Raw genomic sequence first — 18,411 nt, 5'->3', positions numbered from 1 at the left:
CCTGCCAAGGAAATGAAAATATTTTTCGTTTGCATCCGTTCGCGGACAAGTTCGCGAATTACCTTGCTCCTGGGTGACCCGGCTAGGCAGGCACCACCGTCACCCAATACGGCGTACGCCGCTGCACGCGCACAGGCAGACTGTTTTCCAGCATGGCGAGGATGCGCTCGCCGTCATCCAGCGGAAAGGAGCCGCTCAGGCGCAGGTCAGCCACCGCAGGATCGCAACGCAGGATGCCTTGGCGATAACGCCCCAACTCGGCGAGGAAATCCGCCAGGCGCATACGCTCGGCGATGATGAAGCCATCGATCCAGGCATTGTTGGCAGCGCTGGCCTGCACCAGCTGAGTAACACCACCCGTATCGATCCGCGCGCTCCAGCCTTGCTCGACGGTGCGCTCGCCCGCCACGGAGCGCGCCGTCGCCGCAACCCGTCCCTGGCTGACGCTGAGCAGAGTCTCGCCATCGCCCTGGCGCACGCTGAAACGCGTGCCCAGGGGTCGCAGGCGCGCCTGCTCGGTCAGCACCATGAACGGTCGACCCTGCGTATCGCTGGCGGTGAGAATGTCCACTTCGCCATGGCGCAGCAGCAGCAGGCGACTCTGCGCGTCGAAACGTACATCCACGGCGGTGCGGGTGTTGAGCCACAGGCGCGTGCCATCGGGCAAAAGCTTCTGCACGCGTTCGCCAGTGGCGGTATGCAAATCGGCAAGCTGGCCCTGCAACCAGTAGCTGTCACTCAGTTGCCAGGCAGCGCCGCCAACCAGGCCCAGACCAGCCAGGGCTTTCAGCACGCGTCGTCGATCAGCACTGATCGGCTGCGGATTTTCCAGCGCGGCGCGCGCCGCCGGATCGGCGAGCAGGGCTGCACATTGCTGCAAACCAAGCGGGATGCCGACCAGGCGCTGCCAGGCTCGCTCGTGTTCGCTGTCAGCCTGGCGCCAGCACTGCAGTTGCTGCTGCTCATCAGCACGCATGCAGCCCGACTGCGCCAGGGTGAACCAGGCGATGGCCTGGTCGCGCACGGCAGTGGAAATGGGAGCATCGGCCATCATCACAGCGCCTCGAAGCGTGCGGCGTAGCAGGCGGTGAACGCCTTGCTCATGGCCTTCTGCACCTGATCCACGCTCAGCCCCAATTGCTCGGCGATCTGTGGATAAGTCAGACCATCGAGCTGTGACAGAAAGAAAATCCGGCGGATACGCGGCGACAGTTCATGAAGCATTGTGTCGATTTCCAGCAGTGCCTCGATCAGCAGCAGGCGATCCTCGGGCGAAGGCTCCAGCGCCTCCGGTAGCGCCGCCAAGGCTTCGGTATAGGCGCGCTCGAGGGCCAGGCGGCGCCAGCGGTTTATCAACAGGCTGTTGGCAATCGTCGCCAGATAGGCCATGGGCTGACGCAGGTCATGCAGCGTACGACGCGTCTTGAGGATGCGCACAAAGGTGTCATGGGTCAGATCGTCGGCATCGGCACCATCGTTGAGGCGCCGCTGCAGCCAGCCCCTGAGCCATCCTTGATGGGCGAGGTACAGATTCTCGACGTCCCGTTCGAAGCTGTGATCGCGGGGCATAAAAACGGCAATCCGAAGAGGATGATAATTGTTCTCAAAATACTGGAAGCATACGGCGTCCTGCAATCATCCGCCGGCAGAGTGCCATCGCCAGGGCTACGTGCTGCGCCAGGCGAGACGGCGCAGCATGCGGGCTGAGCCTTGCTTCGGGTATACTCCCCGGCTTTCTGTCGCAGCCCCAACAGGTGAATTTTTCGTGAGCCAGACAACGCCTGCCGTGCGCACCTTCCAGGACTTGATCCTCGCCCTGCAACAATACTGGGCCGAGCAAGGCTGTGTGGTACTGCAACCCTACGATATGGAAGTGGGCGCCGGTACCTTCCACACCGCCACCTTCCTGCGCGCCATCGGCCCGGAAACCTGGAACGCCGCCTACGTGCAGCCTTCGCGCCGTCCGGCCGACGGCCGCTATGGCGAGAACCCAAACCGTCTGCAGCACTACTACCAGTTCCAGGTGGTGCTCAAGCCGAACCCGGAGAACTTCCAGGAGCTGTACCTGGGCTCTCTGAAGGCCATAGGCATCGATCCGCTGGTGCACGACATCCGCTTCGTCGAAGACAACTGGGAATCGCCGACCCTCGGCGCCTGGGGTCTGGGCTGGGAAATCTGGCTCAACGGCATGGAAGTCACCCAGTTCACCTACTTCCAGCAGGTCGGTGGCATCGAGTGCTACCCGGTCACCGGCGAGATCACCTACGGTCTCGAGCGCCTGGCCATGTACCTGCAGGGCGTCGACTCGGTCTACGACCTGGTATGGACGGACGGCCAGTTCGGCAAGGTGACCTACGGCGACGTGTTCCACCAGAACGAAGTGGAACAGTCGACCTACAACTTCGAGCACGCCAACGTCGAGAAGCTGTTCGAGCTGTTCGATTTCTACGAGAGCGAAGCCAATCGCCTGATCGAGCTGGAACTGCCGCTGCCGACCTACGAAATGGTGCTCAAGGCTTCCCACACCTTCAACCTGCTCGACGCCCGCCGCGCCATTTCGGTGACCGCGCGCCAGCAGTACATCCTGCGCGTGCGCACCCTGGCCCGCGCCGTGGCGCAGAGCTATCTGCAAGCCCGGCGCCGCCTGGGCTTCCCGCTCGCCGCCCCCGATCTGCGTGATGAAGTACTGGCCAAGCTGGAGGCAGCAGAATGAGTGCGCTCGATTTTCTCGTTGAACTGGGCACCGAAGAGCTGCCACCCAAAGCCCTGAAAACCCTCGGCGATGCCTTTCTTGCCGGCGTTGAAAAGGGCCTCAAGGCCGCTGGCCTGAGCTACAACAGCGCACGCATGTATGCCGCGCCGCGCCGCCTGGCGGTGCTGGTCGAGCAGCTCGCCACCCAGCAGCCGGATCGCACTCTCAACCTCGACGGCCCGCCCCTGCAGGCCGCCTTCGACGCCGACGGCAACCCGACCCAGGCCGCTCTGGGCTTCGCCAAGAAATGCGGTGTCGAGCTCGCCGAGATCGACCGCAGCGGGCCGAAGCTGAAATTCAGCCAGCACATCCCGGGGCAGGGCGCCGCCGGCCTGCTGCCGGGCATCGTGGAAAACTCGCTGAACGAGCTGCCGATTCCCAAGCGCATGCGCTGGGGCGCGCGCAAGACCGAATTCGTCCGTCCGAGCCAATGGCTGGTGATGCTGTTCGGCGACCAGGTGATCGATTGCGAAATCCTCGCCCAGAAGGCTGGCCGCGTCTCCCGCGGACATCGCTTCCACGCCAACCACGAGGTGCGTATCTCGGCGCCGGCCATGTACGCCCAGGAACTGCGTGCCGCCTATGTGATCACCGATGCCAACGAGCGTCGTGAACTGATCGCCAAGCGCGTCGACCAGCTCGCCGCCGAGCAGCAGGGTACGGCCATCGTCCCGCCCGCCCTGCTCGAGGAAGTCAGCGCACTGGTCGAGTGGCCGGTGCCGCTGGTCTGCTCCTTCGAGGAGCGCTTCCTGGAAGTGCCGCAGGAAGCCCTGATCACCACCATGCAGGACAACCAGAAATATTTCTGCCTGCTGGACGCCAACGGCAAGCTGCTGCCGCGCTTCATCACCGTGGCCAACGTCGAGAGCAAGGATCCGGCGCAGATCGTTTCCGGTAACGAGAAGGTGGTGCGCCCGCGCCTCACCGACGCCGAGTTCTTCTTCAAGCAGGACAAGAAGCAGAAGCTGGAAAGCTTCAACCAGCGCCTCGCCAACGTGGTCTTCCAGGCCCAGCTCGGCACCCTCTACGACAAGGCCCAGCGTGTGTCGGCCCTGGCCGGCTTCATTGCCGAGCGCATTGGCGGCGACGCCCGCCGCGGTGCCCGCGCCGGCCTGCTGAGCAAGTGCGACCTGGCCAGCGAAATGGTCGGCGAGTTCCCGGAAATGCAAGGCATCGCCGGTTACTACTACGCCCTGCACGACGGTGAGCCGGAAGACGTCGCCCTGGCGCTGAACGAGCAGTACATGCCGCGCGGCGCCGGTGCCGAACTGCCCGCCACCCTGACCGGTGCCGCCGTGGCCCTGGCCGACAAGCTGGATACCCTGGTCGGTATCTTCGGCATCGGCATGCTGCCTACCGGCAGCAAGGACCCCTACGCGCTGCGTCGTGCGGCACTGGGCGTGCTGCGCATCCTTATCGAGAAGGGGCTGGATCTGGATCTCGGCGCGACCGTCGACTTCGCCATTCGCCAGTTCGGCGGCAAGATCAAGGCCGCTGGCCTGGCACCGCAGGTGCTCGACTTCATCTTCGACCGCCTGCGTGCGCGTTACGAAGACGAAGGGGTGGATGTATCCGTGTATCAGGCCGTACGTGCGGTGAACCCGCTGTCGCCGCTGGACTTCGATCAGCGCGTGCAGGCCGTGCAGGCCTTCCGCAAGCTGCCGGAAGCCGAAGCCCTGGCCGCCGCCAACAAGCGTGTGTCCAACCTGCTGAGCAAGGCCGACGGCCAGATCGCCACGAGCATCGAGGCACACTACTTCGATACCCCGGCCGAGTTCACCCTCAACGCTGCTATCCAGCAGGCCGACAATGCGGTGCAACCCTTGGCGCAGGCGCGTCAGTACAGCGAAACGCTGGCCCAACTGGCCTCGCTGCGCAAGCCGGTGGACGCCTTCTTCGAAGCGGTGCTGGTCAACGCTGAAGATCCCAAGGTACGTGCCAACCGTTACGCCCTGTTGGCTCGCCTGCGCGGGCTGTTCCTGGGTGTCGCCGACATTTCGGTGCTGGGCTAAAGCAGCCGTACGCGGCAAGCCACAAGCTGCAAGTAGCGGCTTTGGCTTTCCGCTCGAGGCTTGGAGCTTGCAGCTATGAAACTGATCATCCTCGACCGCGACGGCGTCATCAATCACGACTCCGACGCCTATATCAAAAGCCTCGACGAATGGATTCCGATAGCGGGCTCCATCGAGGCCATCGCTCGCCTGAGCGAGGCGGGCTGGACGGTGGCCGTGGCCACCAACCAGTCCGGCATCGCCCGCGGTTACTATTCGCTGGCCGTGCTGGAAGCCATGCACGCGCGCCTGCGCGAGCTGGTAGCGGAACAGGGCGGCGAAGTTGGCCTGATCGTACAATGCCCGCATGGCCCGGATGACGGCTGCGATTGCCGCAAACCGAAACCAGGCATGCTGCGACAGATCGCCGAGCACTATGGCGTTCCTCTGAGCGGAGTCTGGTTCGTCGGCGACAGCAGCAGTGACCTGGAAACGGCGCGAGCCGTCGATTGTCAGCCTGTACTGGTGAAAACCGGCAAGGGTGAACGCACCCTGGCCAAAGCATTGCCAGCGGGCACTCTGGTATTCGATGATCTGGCAGCGGTTGCTGCACAGCTTCTCACTTGATAGCGCAGGCCAGGCCTGCCACGGTAATTGCTCACATGTCGACAGTGCAGTTCTTCAGAACCTTCCTCTTCTATCTGTTGCTGTCTTCCAGCTCGTGCATCTGGTGCATCATCAGTATGTTCGTCGCCCCTTTCCTGCCATTCCGTGCACGTTACCGTTTCGTGGTGCAGAACTGGTGCCGCTGCGCCGTGTGGCTGGCCAAGGTGGTCGCCGGTATTCGCTACGAGATCAAAGGCCAGGAAAACATCCCCGACCAGCCCTGCGTGATTCTCGCCAAACACCAGAGCACCTGGGAGACCTTCTTCCTCTGCGCCTACTTCGAGCCGCTGAGCCAGGTGGTCAAACGCGAGTTGCTGTACGTGCCGTTCTTCGGCTGGGCGATGGCCATGCTCAAGCCCATCGCCATCGACCGTAGCAATCCCAAGGCGGCGCTCAAGCAGCTCGCCAGCCAGGGTCGTACCCGCCTGGAACAGGGTGCATGGGTACTGGTTTTCCCGGAAGGCACGCGCATTCCCGACGGTCAGATCGGCAAGTTTTCCCGCGGTGGTACGGCGCTGGCGGTGAACAGCAAACTGCCGGTGCTACCGGTCGCGCACAACGCCGGGCAGTTCTGGCCGAAGGAAGGCTGGAGCAAGAAACCTGGTACCGTGCAGGTGGTATTCGGTCCACCGTTGTTTGCCGAGGGCGAAGGGCCGCGGGCGATCGCCAACCTCAACGACCGTGCCTTCGCATGGGTCAGCCAGGCGCAATGCGAAATTGGCGCGCTCGATCCACAGAGCAACGCGGTGGAGACAGCCAACGACCTCGCTTGAGCGAAGGCGATCTGTGGATAACCTGTTGAGAATTTTATTTTTAAAGTGAAATTTACGCTTCAAATTACTGATAATTATGGATTTTTATCGGTACCTAAAATGTAGATAAATTGGGAATAAGTTTTCGAGCAGCAACATGACAGCGTTCACGCCGACGTATCGCTTAGTGGGTATTCAACCGGCTAAGCTGACGACCGACAGAGCACCATGACGAAACGGAGTTCGTACCATGCTTTCGATTTACCAACTCAAACCCCGCTTCCAGAACCTGCTGCGCCCGTTGGTGCAGCGCCTCTTCGATCATGGCGTGACCGCCAATCAGGTCACCCTGGGCGCCGCTATCGTGTCGGTGCTGATCGGCTTGCTGCTCGCGGTCTTCCCCGCTCATCTCTGGCTGTTCGCACTGATTCCGCTGTGGATGCTGCTGCGCATGGCGCTCAACGCCGTGGACGGCATGCTCGCCCGGGAATTCGGCCAGCAATCCACACTTGGCGCCTACCTCAACGAGCTCTGCGACGTGATCGCCGATGCCGCGTTGTTTCTGCCCTTCGCGCTGCTGCCCGGAGTTTCCCCGGTATTGGTGGTGCTGCTGGTTATTGGCGCACTGGTCAGCGAATACGCGGGGGTGATGGGGCCGATGGTTGGCGCCTCACGCCGCTACGACGGCCCAATGGGCAAAAGCGACCGCGCCTTCTGCTTTGGCGTGCTCGGCGCCGGTGTGGCCAGTGGCTTGCTGCCGCTGAGCTGGATCGACCCGGTTCTCGCGGTAATTACCGCGCTATTGATGTATACGCTGTTCAACCGCGTACGCCAGGGTCTGGCGCAAGCGGCTTCCTCCAACGTGGAATAGGGATGCTCCGATGACAGAAGCCCGCTCGAACACCTTCACGACCCACGACAGCGTCAGCCTGTTCTACCGTCACTGGCCCGCTGCCGATGCGCAGCCGAACGAACCACGCCGCGCCATCGTCATGTTCCACCGCGGCCACGAGCACGGCGGGCGCATGGCCCATCTGGTCGAAGAGCTGGGCCTGCAAGGCTTCGACTTCTTCGCCTGGGACGCCCGCGGCCACGGTGAATCGCCGGGCGAACGGGGCGACAGCCCAAGCTTCGCCACCAGCGTGCGTGACGTGCAGACCTTTATCGATCACATCGCCGCCACCCATGGCATCGCCAGCGAAGACATGGTGGTGTTGGCACAAAGCGTCGGTGCCGTGATCATCTCCACCTGGGCCCACGACTACGCTCCGAAGATCCGCGCCCTGGTGATCGCCTCGCCAGCCTTCAAGGTCAAGCTGTACGTACCCTTCGCCCGTTCGGGGCTGAAGCTGATGCGCACTTGGCGCGGCAACTTCTTCGTCAACAGCTACGTGAAGGCCAAGTATCTCAGCCACGATCCGCAGCGCATCGCTTCTTTCGAACAGGATCCGCTGATCAGTCGACCGATCTCGGTGAACATGCTGCTGGGTTTGTACGACGCCGCCGAGCGTGTCGTCGCTGATGCCCAGGCCATCCAGATTCCTACCCAGTTGCTGATCTCCGGCAGCGATTTCGTGGTGCACCGCAAACCCCAGGAGCAATTCTTCGAGCGCCTGAGCAGCCCGCACAAGGAACAGCACATCCTGCCGGGGTTCTTCCACGACACCCTGGGTGAGCGCGACCGCGCCCATGCCCTGACGCGCATTCGTCGCTTCGTTCTTAAGGTCTTCGAAGAGCCACTGCAGCGCCAGTCCCTGCTCGATGCCGACCGCCTCGGCTGGAGCTGCGCCGAGGCCGAGGAGCTGGCCGCGCCGCTGCCGAAGAACTCGCCACGGGATCTCTACTGGCGCGCCACCCGCGCCGGACTGAAGCTCGGCAGCGGACTGGCCGCAGGTGTGAAGCTGGGCTGCGATACCGGCTTCGATTCCGGCAGTACCCTGGATTACGTGTACCGCAACACCCCGACCGGCACCTCGCCACTGGGCCGACTGATCGACCGCAACTACCTCGATTCCATTGGCTGGCGTGGTATTCGCCAGCGCAAGGTGCACGCCGAAGAACTGCTGCGCCTGGCCATGAGCAAATTACGCGAGCAGAACCGCGAAGTGCGTATCGTCGATATCGCCGCCGGTCACGGCCGCTACATCCTCGAATCACTGGAGCAGGGCAGCGAGAAGCCCGACTCGATCCTGCTACGCGATTACAGCGACATCAATGTGCGCGATGGCGCGGCGCTGATCGAACAGAAGGGCCTGGGCAGCATCGCCCGCTTCGTCAAGGGCGATGCCTTCGACAGGGCTGATCTGGCGGCGCTGGATCCCAAGCCGACCCTGGCAGTGGTCTCCGGCCTCTACGAACTGTTCGGCAGCAACGCCATGGTCGGCGATTCCCTGGCCGGTCTGGCGGCTGCCGTGGAAGAGGGCGGTTACCTGATTTACACCGGCCAGCCCTGGCATCCGCAACTGGAGCTGATCGCCCGTGCGCTGACCAGCCATCGCGATGGTCAGGCCTGGGTGATGCGTCGTCGCAGCCAGGCGGAAATGGATCAGTTGGTGGAGGCTGCCGGCTTTCGCAAACTGACCCAGCGCATCGATGAATGGGGCATTTTCAGCGTGTCCCTGGCCCAGCGGGTGTCCTGATGACGCCCGCCGCGGTCATCCGGGAAACCGGGTTATGGAAGCGCGGCGTACTCTGGCTGTTGCTGCTCGCGCCGCTGTTCTTCGGTACCTACGGCTTCGCCAACTGGTTCACCGGCCAGCGCGATGACGTCGGTAGCCTGGTGTTCGCCTGGGAGCAGCAGATTCCGCTGTGGCCCTGGACAATCATTCCCTACTGGTCGATCGACCTGCTCTACGGCCTGTCCTTCCTGTTACCCGCCACCCGTGGCGAGATGGATCGTCACGGCCTGCGCCTGGTCACGGCACAAGTGATCTGCATCGCCTGCTTCCTGCTCTGGCCACTGCGGTTCACCTTCGACCGCCCGGCGCTGGATGGTCTGTTCGGGCTGATGTTCGATGTGCTGATGGGCTTCGACAAACCCTTCAACCAGGCTCCTTCACTGCATATCACCCTGTTGGTGGTGTTGTGGGCCTGCTTCGCGCATTACGCGGCCGGGCTGTGGAGGGTGGTATTGCACGTCTGGTTCTTCCTGATCGGACTCTCGGTACTGACCACCTGGCAGCATCATTTCATCGACGTGCCGACCGGCATGCTCGCAGGCTTCCTGTGCCTGTGGTTATGGCCCAGCGAAGGGTGCAGCCCGTTGTTCGCCTGGCGTCTGGCGCGCGACCCACAGCGCTGGCGGCTGGCTTTGCGTTACGCCTTCGGCGCGGCGCTGTTCGGCGCCTTGGCGGTGAACGTCAGCGGGGCGGCGTTGTGGCTGCTGTGGCCGGCCGTGTCGCTGCTGCTGGTGGCGCTGAATTACGCGCTGTTCGATGCCCAGGGCTTTCAGAAACGTGCCGACGGCCGCCTGAGCGCGGCCAACAACTGGCTGTTGGCGCCGTACCTGGCAGCCGCCTGGATCAATTCCCGAGCCTGGACGCGCAATCATCCGCAGCCCGATGAAGTAGCCGACGGCGTCTGGCTCGGCCGCATTCCTGCACGTGGAGAAGGGCAGGCCTTCGCGGCAATTGCCGACCTGTGTGCCGAGTTGCCCTGCCGCGAGGAAGGAAAGGTCTACCGCGAGCTGGCCAGCCTCGATCTGATCGCACCCAGCACCGCGCATTGCCTGCAGGCTGCCGTGGCTATCGAAGATCTTCGCCAGCACGGGGCGGTACTGGTCTGCTGCGCACTGGGCTATTCACGCAGTGCCACCGCCATCGCAGCCTGGCTGCTGCACAGCGGCCGCTGCAGGAGCGTCGCAGAGGCCGTTTCGCTGCTTCGCCAGGCTCGCCCCCAGGTTGTACTGGGAAACGCTCATTTAGAGGCGCTGGAGGGCGTTCTGGCGCAACCCGCATCCACTCAGGGAGTCGCTCTGCATGGCCAGTGAAATGCAGCTACAACTGGTCGCCGGCCTGTTGCGTCGCGGCAAATCCCTCGATCGCTTATCCGGCGGCTTGAGCCTGCTGGCTCTGATCATCGGCCTGGGGCCTTTGCTCGGCTTCATGGCGCTCACGACCGGAGGCGCGGTTTGCATCGCCCTGCTGGTCTGCGGCCTGCTGCAGAAGTACTACGCCCTGCGCGTAGCGCTGGATGCCGAGCTATTCGCCAGCCTGGCCGCGGCACCTGAACAGCTCGACAGGCGCACAGCCGAACTCGACCAGGCATTGCTCCTGATCGGCCATAAGGCCAATCAAGGCTCACGCTCCTGGGAACAACGCAGCCAGGGCGCGTTGCGCCTGCTGCGTCTGCAGGCCCTGTGGCTCGGTCTGCAACTGCTCATCGCCCTGGCGGCTATCGTGCTGATGCCCTGGCTTTCACACATTCGATTCGGATAAGGAACTGTCCATGCTTGCTTCCCTGGTCGCCTTTCTCATTACCTCCGGTGCGCGCTTGCTCACCGGTGCCCGTGCCCTATGGCTAGGTAGCACCGCGCAACCGGTGCAGCGCATCTACTACGCCAACCACAGCAGCCACGGCGACTTCGTGCTGCTCTGGGCGTCGCTCCCCGCCGAACTGCGCAAACGCACCCGTCCGGTAGCTGGCTCGGATTACTGGATGAAGGGCACCCTGCGCAGCTTCCTGATCCAGCGCGTATTCAACGGCGTGCTGGTCGACCGCCAACGCAGCGATCCGAGCAGCAACCCCCTGCAGGCGATGCTCGATGCCCTGGAACAGGGCGACTCGCTGATCGTCTTTCCCGAAGGCACCCGCAACCTGGAGGAGGGCTTGCTGCCGTTCAAGAGCGGCCTTTACCACCTGGCCAAGACGCGGCCGGACGTCGAGGTGATCCCGGTGTGGATCGCCAACCTCAACCGGGTGATGCCCAAGGGCCGAGCCTTGCCGTTACCGTTGCTGTGCACCCTGAATTTCGGCGCGCCGCTGGGCATGGGCGAGGAGGAGGGCAAAGAGGCCTTCCTGGAACGCGCCCGCGACGCCCTGCTGGCCCTGGCTCCCGAGGAGGTTTGAGATGGATCGCAATACCTTGCTGTTGTTCGCCGGCATTGGCGGCATCCTGCTGCTGGCCAGCCTGATCGGCTGGTTGCTGAAACTGCGCGCCGGCCCTGGCCCGCACCCGGTCATCGACAACCTCAACGCGCGCATCAATGCCTGGTGGGCGATGGTGCTGGTGATCGGCTTCGCCTTTCTGTTCGGCTATATCGGCGTGGTGGTGCTGTTCTACTTCGTGTCGTTCTATGCCTTGCGCGAGTTCATGACCCTGACCCCGACCCGACGCAGCGACTACCCGGCACTGGTCGCCGCATTCTACTTCGCGCTGCCGATGCAGTACCTGCTGATCGGAATCGGCTGGTACGGCCTGTTCGCCATCTTCATCCCGGTCTACCTGTTCCTGCTACTGCCGATCCTGTCCTCCCTGGGCGGCGATACCACACGCTTCCTCGAACGGACGTCCAAGGTGCAGTGGGGGTTGATGATCGCCGTGTACTGCATCTCCACCGTACCGGCTCTGCTGACCCTGGACATCGCCGGCTACGAGGGCCGCAACCTGCTGCTGATCGCCTGGCTGGTGATCGTCGTGCAGATATCCGACGTGCTGCAGTACGTCTGCGGCAAGCTTGCAGGCAAACGCAAGATCGCCCCCAACCTGTCCCCGTCGAAGACCGTGGAAGGCTTCTTCGGTGGCGTGGCACTGGCGACCCTGATCGGCGCCTCGCTGTACTGGATCACCCCGTTCGCCTTCTGGCAGGCCGGCCTGTTCGCCTTGCTGGTGTGCCTGCTCGGCTTCGCCGGCGGCCTGGTGATGTCGGCGATCAAACGCGACCGCGGCGTGAAGGATTGGGGGCATATGATCGAAGGCCACGGCGGCATGCTCGATCGCCTCGACTCGGTGTGCTTCGCCGCCCCGGTGTTCTTTCATATGGTGCGGTACTGGTGGGGGTGAGCTCTCCAGCCAATCAGTAAATGACTGATTAATAATAAAAAACCCGGCATTTAGCCTAATGCTGTTCACTTAAGCGGAGCAGCCTTTTACCGGGTCTTCGATATCTTCACCGTCCTTGGCCTTCCGGGCCTTGGGCGGTGATTCAGAAACATCCCTCCTATTCCCCCTGAGCTCAGCAAGCCTTCTACCCGTTGCCGACACCGGGTTGGCTGCAGCCATCACGATCAATTGCACTGCGATGTACTGACATGCGAGCTTGAACCGTATGTCCGAAGGTGCCCGGCCGAAGGCCACAGCCGCCTGGCTGGCCTCGCGACGAATGATGTTATAGGCGAGTAGCAACCCCCTTTGTCGGTCATACGAGCCCAGCGTCAGTTGTCGGGTACGCTCGCAGGTATGGCTGATGATTGCGGAGCCGAGCAGGCGCGCCTCATAGGCGGGGACATTACGCTCGAAGAAAATCCAGGCGTGCGCCCCGTTGCCCGAGCGAGAGATTTCCAGTGCCACCGGCACACCTAACTCACGGCAAGACTGAGCGAACGCCGTGACATCCGCGCGCCAATCAGCCTCGTCAAAATCCACTGCCAGGAAGTAGCAGGTGTCATCTGGAAGCAGTGGGTAAACGCCGATAACAATCTCTCCGGCCAGGTGCTTGTAGAGCACCTGATCGGTCAGCGGCAGGAGCTGACGGTACGTGCAATCCCCGCACTTGATCCGTGACTTCTCACACACACCCGCTCGCCATTCATTGGCGCACGCGGGCGAGTAGCCCGATTTACCGGTCTTGCTTTCCCAACGCACGGGGAATACATCGGCCCTGCCCCGAAACAGTCGCTTGAACAGCGCCAGCTTGGCATCCGTGTCGAGACTCGACCTTAATAATAGAGGTGGACTAGCCGGCTCAAGTTGCGGCGGCTCATCAGGCAAGCGCCACTCGATACCATGACTTTCCAGCAGAGCGATCAAGCGAGCATTTTCGGCCCGTAAATGCTCAAGCAGATCACCACCATCCATCGTACCTAGACCACCTTTTCAGTCAGAGGGGAACAGCTGACCCAGCTAGCTATTTAAGGCGCTCGGCTGCCTTGCGGTACGCCTGCTCACGTTCACGGCGGTCAACCGCGACCACAAACACCACCACCTCATGGTCAAGCACCTGGTACACCAGGCGATAACCACTGCTGCGCAGCTTGATCTTGTAGCAGTCCGGCAGCGAATGGAGCCGATTGGCTTCAATTCGCGGATTGAGCAACACCTCAGCGAGCTTTTTCTTGAGCTGTTGGCGAACGGTATCGCCCAGCTTTTGCCATTCCTTCAGTGCTCGTGCATCAAACTCAAGGCTATAGGTCATCCAGCGCAACCTTCACGCGCTGGGGAGCGGCCAAGCGCTCACGAACCGTGCCGATTAACGCTTCATCTTCCTCGGTCATCAGCACTGGACGAAATGGCAGCTGTCCGCGCTCGGCCACATACTGCAAGGCCTGGCGCATCAGTTCAGAAGGGGTGACGCCGAGCTTTTCCAGCTCCCGGTAAGCCCGGACTTTAAGCTCGTCGTCGATGCGGATATTGATGGAAGCCATAGTGGCAGACACCTGTAATGACATTTGTCATTACAATGCCGGTCTTACGGCTTTTTGGCAACCACTTGATCAACACCCGGCTCAGCGATTGACGGGGATGTGAGTGATGCTCAGCGCCACGCTGCTCGGGACTTTATTAACAATTCTGATAAGAAAATCTCGACGGTGCCAACCCACTTACCAGGTAGCAGCTGCCCATACTGAGTTGGATACAGGTTGATTGTATTTCCTTGGCGCAATCGGCATAGGAGGCGGCCTTCATAGGCCGCTCCCCTGCCACACCACCCGGCATGCGGATCCGCACCGGGCGGTTCGAGAGATTGAGGTCATGAGAGACGTGGCACACCCAGCCGATCAAAGTAGACAATCGTCAATACGTGATGGATGCCAGACAGACTATTATGCCACCAGCAGCGGCTCAAGGCCGCCACCGATTGCGCTACCCGGTGGCTGGCTCCCAGTTGGATCAGCTCCCGATAAATCGTCTTGCCACGTCGCCACTGTTTGAGCTGTATGGTACGCAGAGGACGACGCAACCACTCATCCAGCCTGCGCCAGACTCGTGGGGTTTGCGCCAACCCAAAGTACCCTTTCCAGCCCAGCAGGTAACGCCGTAGCTTCTCCACCACCTCTGCCATGCTGCGCCCACCGCTGCACTGGGCGCAGGAGCCAACCCCTGTCCATCGGATAGACCCAGTTGCTGCACGATCAGCCAGATGGGTTCGTTCTTGAACAAGGCCATCCCCACGACCAGCCACACAATGCGCTCAGCCGGCAGGCGCCGACGGCGAAGCGAAACCGTTCCGGTCAGCCTCAAGGCCTCCTCGATCCATGACGGATCAATCAGCTGCGAGAACCGCTCGAAGGAGGCTGGATTGAGTTCGGCGGTCTGCCGGAGTGCTTGCTGGATGGACATAAAAAACAGGCTCATGGAAATCCAGGAGCCTGTTTCTATTACCGCAGCCTCGGAATCAATGCCTTAACTGACTGGCATTAGCCTTTAGCCGGTTTTTTTATGCATCGCCGAATGACATCAGACGTCGAGGTTGGAGACCGCCAGGGCGTTGGTCTCGATGAAGTCACGACGCGGTTCCACTTCGTCACCCATCAGGGTGTTGAAGATCTGATCCGCGGCGATGGCGTCTTCGATGCGCACCTTGAGCATGCGACGAACTTCGGGATCCATGGTGGTTTCCCACAGCTGATCCGGGTTCATCTCGCCAAGACCTTTGTATCGCTGAATGCTGTGGCGCTTGGTGCTTTCGGTCATCAGCCAGGTCAGGCCTTCCTTGAAGGTGGTGACCGGCTTCTTGCGCTCGCCACGCTGCACGTAGGCACCTTCTTCCAGCAGACTGTTCAGCTGATCACCGAGGGTGGTGACCGTCTTGTAATCGTTGCTGGTGAAGAAATCACGGTTGAAGGTGATGTAACTGGAGTTGCCGTGAGAGATCAGTTCTACCACGGGCAGCCACAGGTGACGCTCCTGGTCTTCACGCAGGCTGGTCTTGTAGGCCAGACCGGATTTCTCCATGGTCTTCAGACGGGCATCGAACAGGGCCAGCCAGCTTTCCATCGCAGCCTTATCGGCCATCTGCTCGTTGCTCACGCCCGGCAGATAGACGAAATGCTCGGTGAGCTCCATGGGGTACAAGCGGGACAGGCGCTTGAGGGTCTTCATCACCAGGCGGTAATCGTTGACCAGGCGCTCCAGGGCCTCACCGGCAAGGCCAGGGGCACTCTCGTTGACGTGCAGGCTGGCATCTTCCAGGGCCGATTGGGTCATGTATTCTTCCATGGCCTCGTCGTCCTTGATGTACTGCTCCTGCTTGCCCTTCTTGACCTTGTACAGCGGCGGCTGGGCGATGTAGATGTAGCCGCGCTCGACCAACTCCGGCAGCTGACGGAAGAAGAAGGTCAGCAGCAGGGTACGGATGTGCGAACCGTCGACGTCAGCATCGGTCATGATGATGATGTTGTGGTAACGCAGCTTGGCGATGTTGTATTCCTCGCGGCCTATGCCACAGCCCAGGGCGGTGATCAGCGTGCCGACCTCCTGGGAGGAAATCATCTTGTCGAAGCGTGCCTTCTCGACGTTGAGAATCTTGCCCTTGAGCGGCAGGATCGCCTGGGTCTTGCGGTTACGGCCCTGCTTGGCAGAGCCACCCGCGGAGTCCCCTTCCACGATGTACAGTTCGGAAAGAGCGGGATCTTTTTCCTGGCAGTCAGCCAGTTTGCCGGGCAGGCCAGCGATATCCAGCGCGCCTTTACGGCGGGTCATCTCACGGGCTTTACGAGCCGCTTCACGGGCACGGGCGGCGTCGATCATCTTGCCGACCACGGCCTTCGCTTCGTTCGGGTTCTCGAGCAGGAAGTCGGCGAAATGCTTGCCCATTTCCTGTTCCACCGCGGTTTTCACCTCGGAGGAAACCAGCTTGTCCTTGGTCTGCGAACTGAACTTGGGATCCGGCACCTTCACGGAAATGATCGCCGTCAGGCCTTCACGAGCATCGTCACCAGTGGTCGAGACCTTATGCTTCTTGGCCAGACCTTCCTGCTCGATGTAGTTGTTCAGGTTACGCGTCAGCGCCGAACGGAAGCCCGCCAGGTGAGTACCACCGTCGCGCTGAGGAATGTTGTTGGTGAAGCACAGCAGGTTTTCGTTGAAGCTGTCGTTCCACTGCAGCGCCACTTCCACGCCCACGCCATCATCACGCTGGATATTGAAGTGAAACACCTGGTTGACCGTGGTCTTGTTGACGTTCAGGTATTCGACGAAAGCGCGCAGGCCACCTTCGTACTTGAACAGCTCTTCCTTGCCGCTGCGTTCATCCTTGAGCAGGATGCCTACGCCGGAGTTCAGGAACGACAGTTCGCGCAGGCGCTTGGCCAGGATGTCCCAGCTGAAGTGGATGTTGGCGAAGGTCTGCTCGGACGGTTTGAAGTGAATCTGCGTACCCGTGCCATCGGTATCACCCACTGCTGCCAGCGGAGCTTGAGGCACGCCATGCACGTAGGTCTGTTCCCAGATCTTGCCACTACGGCGAATGGTCAGAATCAGCTCCTTGGAGAGAGCGTTCACCACCGAGACACCCACTCCGTGCAGGCCGCCGGATACCTTGTAGCTGTTGTCGTCGAACTTACCGCCGGCGTGCAGCACGGTCATGATGACCTCGGCCGCCGATACGCCTTCTTCCTTGTGCATGTCGACCGGGATACCACGGCCGTTGTCACGCACGCTGATCGACTCATCCGGGTGGATGGTGATGGTAATTTCACTGCAGTGGCCAGCCAGAGCCTCGTCGATGGAGTTGTCGACCACCTCGAATACCATGTGGTGCAGGCCGCTGCCATCATCGGTATCGCCGATGTACATGCCCGGCCGCTTGCGTACGGCATCCAGGCCTTTCAGTACCTTGATACTGTTGGAGTCGTACGTTTGGTTTTCGCTCATGCTTCACTCCCGGTGGTCGTGGGTCTGGGTGATACGTCCATGTTCCACGTGGAACATGGAAACCGGCGTATCCGTTTGCCAGCCATCGCTCAACAATTCATGGTCTACACAGGTAATGAACACCTGGCAGTTCAAATCTTCCAACAAACGGCACAATGCGCGACGGTGCTGTTCATCCAGTTCTGACGGCAAGTCATCCACCAGATAGATGCATTGGCCACGCTTGGCCTGATCAACCAAATGCCCCTGGGCGATGCGCAAGGCACACACCACCAGCTTCTGCTGGCCGCGGGACAAGATGTCCGCCGCGTTGTGCGCACCAAGCCTCAACCTGAGGTCTGCTCGTTGCGGTCCGGATTGGGTGTGCCCAATCTGCTGGTCACGCAACAGGGACGACATCAGCACTTCATTCAGGGGACGCTCTTTATCCCATCCCCGGTAGTAGCTCAGCGTCAGTCCTTGCAGTTCAACCAACTCGCTCAAGGTGCGCTCGAAGACGGGCTTCAGTTGCTGTATGTAGGATCGCCGATAACTGTCGATTTCATCGCTGGCCAGGCACAACTCGCGATCCCAGGCCGCTTGAGAAACGGCGTCAAGTGTACCACGGCGAAGCCACGAGTTACGCTGCTTGAGGGCCTTCTGCAAGCGCTGCCAGGCAGGGAGAAAACGAGGTTCCACGTGGAACACACCCCAATCGAGAAACTGCCGACGGATCTTCGGCGAGCCTTCCAGCAGCCGGAAGCTGTCTGGATTGATCAACTGCAAGGGTAGGGTTTCAGCCAGCTGTGCAGCGCTGCGCGCATTCTGTCCGTCGATACGAATCTGGAACTCACCCTGGCGATCTCGCGAAACTCCCAGATTACTCTGTCGACCGTCGCCCAGGTTCACCTGCCCGAACAGTGTGCACACCTGTTGCTCGTACTGGATCACCGGCAATAGCCGCGCGCTGCGAAAAGAGCGAGCCAGGCCAAGTAGGTGTATGCCTTCGAGCACACTGGTTTTGCCGCTACCGTTGGCGCCATACAGGATGTTGATGCGCGGCGAGGGCGTCAGCGTGGATGGCTGCAGGTTACGCACCGCGGTCAGGTTAATGCGGATCAGGGACATGAAGCGGGCCGTAGAGGGGAGCGAACAAATAGGACTGTCAGAAACGAAATCAGCTTTGGATGTCGCGGATCAGGATCGAATCCGAACATACCAAAGCTGATTTCAATAACG

General features: G+C 61.4%; 16 protein-coding genes and 4 pseudogenes. 10 read left to right on the top strand and 10 right to left on the bottom strand.

Annotation, left to right across the window (positions count from 1 at the left end):
- Positions 1 to 82: 82 nt before the first annotated feature.
- Together DNK10_RS12615 and DNK10_RS12610 are read right to left on the bottom strand one after the other, a co-directional pair.
- Positions 83 to 1,051 carry a FecR domain-containing protein gene (locus DNK10_RS12615; RefSeq protein WP_244216247.1) on the bottom strand — a complete coding sequence of 323 codons (969 nt, stop codon included), beginning with the start codon at positions 1,049 to 1,051 and terminating at the stop codon, positions 83 to 85.
- Positions 1,052 to 1,053: 2 nt separating this feature from the next.
- Positions 1,054 to 1,569 carry a sigma-70 family RNA polymerase sigma factor gene (locus DNK10_RS12610; protein ID WP_131191792.1) on the bottom strand — a complete coding sequence of 172 codons (516 nt, stop codon included), beginning with the start codon at positions 1,567 to 1,569 and terminating at the stop codon, positions 1,054 to 1,056.
- Between the two features lie 196 nt (positions 1,570 to 1,765).
- On the opposite strand from DNK10_RS12610, the gene glyQ reads away from it, so the two are divergent.
- The 10 genes from glyQ to DNK10_RS12560 all read left to right on the top strand — a co-directional run bounded on the left by glyQ (position 1,766) and on the right by DNK10_RS12560 (position 12,162).
- A complete protein-coding gene (glyQ, locus tag DNK10_RS12605) occupies positions 1,766 to 2,713 on the top strand; it encodes a glycine--tRNA ligase subunit alpha (protein ID WP_131179368.1) in 948 nt (315 codons plus the stop codon).
- Positions 2,710 to 4,764 (top strand): glycine--tRNA ligase subunit beta, encoded by a 2,055-nt coding sequence (gene glyS, locus DNK10_RS12600; RefSeq protein ID WP_131191791.1) that lies wholly within the window; start codon positions 2,710 to 2,712, stop codon positions 4,762 to 4,764. Before glyQ ends, glyS begins: the two co-directional genes overlap by 4 nt.
- A 75-nt stretch (positions 4,765 to 4,839) precedes the next feature.
- Positions 4,840 to 5,370, top strand: a complete 531-nt coding sequence (gmhB, locus tag DNK10_RS12595) for a D-glycero-beta-D-manno-heptose 1,7-bisphosphate 7-phosphatase (RefSeq protein WP_131191790.1) — start codon at positions 4,840 to 4,842, stop codon at positions 5,368 to 5,370.
- A 35-nt stretch (positions 5,371 to 5,405) separates the two neighbouring features.
- Positions 5,406 to 6,182 carry a lysophospholipid acyltransferase family protein gene (locus DNK10_RS12590; protein ID WP_131191789.1) on the top strand — a complete coding sequence of 259 codons (777 nt, stop codon included), beginning with the start codon at positions 5,406 to 5,408 and terminating at the stop codon, positions 6,180 to 6,182.
- 229 nt (positions 6,183 to 6,411) lie between these two features.
- On the top strand, positions 6,412 to 7,032 hold the full coding sequence (locus tag DNK10_RS12585) for a CDP-alcohol phosphatidyltransferase family protein (protein WP_131191788.1): 621 nt from the start codon (positions 6,412 to 6,414) through the stop codon (positions 7,030 to 7,032).
- Between the two features lie 10 nt (positions 7,033 to 7,042).
- On the top strand, positions 7,043 to 8,800 hold the full coding sequence (locus tag DNK10_RS12580; RefSeq protein WP_131191787.1) for a bifunctional alpha/beta hydrolase/class I SAM-dependent methyltransferase: 1,758 nt from the start codon (positions 7,043 to 7,045) through the stop codon (positions 8,798 to 8,800).
- Positions 8,800 to 10,149 (top strand): phosphatase PAP2/dual specificity phosphatase family protein, encoded by a 1,350-nt coding sequence (locus DNK10_RS12575; protein WP_131191786.1) that lies wholly within the window; start codon positions 8,800 to 8,802, stop codon positions 10,147 to 10,149. The genes DNK10_RS12580 and DNK10_RS12575 overlap by 1 nt, the downstream gene beginning before the upstream one ends.
- A complete protein-coding gene (locus DNK10_RS12570) occupies positions 10,139 to 10,597 on the top strand; it encodes a hypothetical protein (protein ID WP_131191785.1) in 459 nt (152 codons plus the stop codon). Before DNK10_RS12575 ends, DNK10_RS12570 begins: the two co-directional genes overlap by 11 nt.
- A gap of 10 nt (positions 10,598 to 10,607) precedes the next feature.
- Positions 10,608 to 11,228 (top strand): lysophospholipid acyltransferase family protein, encoded by a 621-nt coding sequence (locus DNK10_RS12565; protein WP_131179376.1) that lies wholly within the window; start codon positions 10,608 to 10,610, stop codon positions 11,226 to 11,228.
- Between the two features lies 1 nt (position 11,229).
- Positions 11,230 to 12,162 carry a phosphatidate cytidylyltransferase gene (locus DNK10_RS12560; protein ID WP_131191784.1) on the top strand — a complete coding sequence of 311 codons (933 nt, stop codon included), beginning with the start codon at positions 11,230 to 11,232 and terminating at the stop codon, positions 12,160 to 12,162.
- Positions 12,163 to 12,248: 86 nt separating this feature from the next.
- Here the strand turns inward: DNK10_RS12560 and DNK10_RS26005 are convergent.
- The 8 genes and pseudogenes from DNK10_RS26005 to recF all read right to left on the bottom strand — a co-directional run.
- Positions 12,249 to 12,522, bottom strand: a pseudogene (locus DNK10_RS26005) (IS4 family transposase); the annotation flags it as partial.
- A pseudogene (locus tag DNK10_RS12555) lies at positions 12,514 to 13,176 on the bottom strand (TOTE conflict system archaeo-eukaryotic primase domain-containing protein); the annotation flags it as partial. The pseudogenes DNK10_RS26005 and DNK10_RS12555, both read right to left, overlap by 9 nt.
- A gap of 49 nt (positions 13,177 to 13,225) precedes the next feature.
- A complete protein-coding gene (locus DNK10_RS12550) occupies positions 13,226 to 13,513 on the bottom strand; it encodes a type II toxin-antitoxin system RelE family toxin (RefSeq protein WP_044315231.1) in 288 nt (95 codons plus the stop codon).
- Positions 13,503 to 13,742: a type II toxin-antitoxin system RelB/DinJ family antitoxin gene (locus tag DNK10_RS12545; protein WP_131179378.1), complete on the bottom strand. Its 240-nt coding sequence runs from the start codon at positions 13,740 to 13,742 to the stop codon at positions 13,503 to 13,505. Before DNK10_RS12545 ends, DNK10_RS12550 begins: the two co-directional genes overlap by 11 nt.
- Positions 13,743 to 14,068: 326 nt before the next feature.
- Positions 14,069 to 14,395: pseudogene (locus tag DNK10_RS12540) on the bottom strand (group II intron maturase-specific domain-containing protein); the annotation flags it as partial.
- A gap of 56 nt (positions 14,396 to 14,451) precedes the next feature.
- Positions 14,452 to 14,658, bottom strand: a pseudogene (locus DNK10_RS26160) (transposase domain-containing protein); the annotation flags it as partial.
- A gap of 117 nt (positions 14,659 to 14,775) precedes the next feature.
- Positions 14,776 to 17,193 (bottom strand): DNA topoisomerase (ATP-hydrolyzing) subunit B, encoded by a 2,418-nt coding sequence (gyrB, locus tag DNK10_RS12530; protein WP_131191783.1) that lies wholly within the window; start codon positions 17,191 to 17,193, stop codon positions 14,776 to 14,778.
- A 3-nt stretch (positions 17,194 to 17,196) separates the two neighbouring features.
- Positions 17,197 to 18,300 (bottom strand): DNA replication/repair protein RecF, encoded by a 1,104-nt coding sequence (gene recF / locus DNK10_RS12525; RefSeq protein ID WP_131179380.1) that lies wholly within the window; start codon positions 18,298 to 18,300, stop codon positions 17,197 to 17,199.
- Between the last annotated feature and the right edge of the window lie 111 nt (positions 18,301 to 18,411).

It is taken from the genome of Phytopseudomonas daroniae (assembly GCF_004327275.1).
Taxonomy (GTDB): domain Bacteria; phylum Pseudomonadota; class Gammaproteobacteria; order Pseudomonadales; family Pseudomonadaceae; genus Aquipseudomonas; species Aquipseudomonas daroniae.
The sequence above is the reverse complement of the archived record's forward strand: the minus strand, read 5'-3'. Positions and strand labels throughout refer to the sequence as shown.

Bases quoted from the DNA above. Each gene is read 5' to 3' on its own strand.
- glyS (WP_131191791.1), top strand. From the start codon at position 2,710: ATGAGTGCGCTCGATTTTCTCGTTGAACTGGGCACCGAAGAGCTGCCA.
- DNK10_RS12585 (WP_131191788.1), top strand. From the start codon at position 6,412: ATGCTTTCGATTTACCAACTCAAACCCCGCTTCCAGAACCTGCTGCGC.
- gmhB (WP_131191790.1), top strand. From the start codon at position 4,840: ATGAAACTGATCATCCTCGACCGCGACGGCGTCATCAATCACGACTCC.
- DNK10_RS12580 (WP_131191787.1), top strand. From the start codon at position 7,043: ATGACAGAAGCCCGCTCGAACACCTTCACGACCCACGACAGCGTCAGC.
- DNK10_RS12545 (WP_131179378.1), bottom strand. From the start codon at position 13,742: ATGGCTTCCATCAATATCCGCATCGACGACGAGCTTAAAGTCCGGGCT.
- DNK10_RS12550 (WP_044315231.1), bottom strand. From the start codon at position 13,513: ATGACCTATAGCCTTGAGTTTGATGCACGAGCACTGAAGGAATGGCAA.
- DNK10_RS12560 (WP_131191784.1), top strand. From the start codon at position 11,230: ATGGATCGCAATACCTTGCTGTTGTTCGCCGGCATTGGCGGCATCCTG.
- DNK10_RS12610 (WP_131191792.1), bottom strand. From the start codon at position 1,569: ATGCCCCGCGATCACAGCTTCGAACGGGACGTCGAGAATCTGTACCTC.
- gyrB (WP_131191783.1), bottom strand. From the start codon at position 17,193: ATGAGCGAAAACCAAACGTACGACTCCAACAGTATCAAGGTACTGAAA.
- DNK10_RS12590 (WP_131191789.1), top strand. From the start codon at position 5,406: ATGTCGACAGTGCAGTTCTTCAGAACCTTCCTCTTCTATCTGTTGCTG.
- recF (WP_131179380.1), bottom strand. From the start codon at position 18,300: ATGTCCCTGATCCGCATTAACCTGACCGCGGTGCGTAACCTGCAGCCA.
- DNK10_RS12615 (WP_244216247.1), bottom strand. From the start codon at position 1,051: ATGGCCGATGCTCCCATTTCCACTGCCGTGCGCGACCAGGCCATCGCC.
- DNK10_RS12570 (WP_131191785.1), top strand. From the start codon at position 10,139: ATGGCCAGTGAAATGCAGCTACAACTGGTCGCCGGCCTGTTGCGTCGC.
- DNK10_RS12565 (WP_131179376.1), top strand. From the start codon at position 10,608: ATGCTTGCTTCCCTGGTCGCCTTTCTCATTACCTCCGGTGCGCGCTTG.
- DNK10_RS12575 (WP_131191786.1), top strand. From the start codon at position 8,800: ATGACGCCCGCCGCGGTCATCCGGGAAACCGGGTTATGGAAGCGCGGC.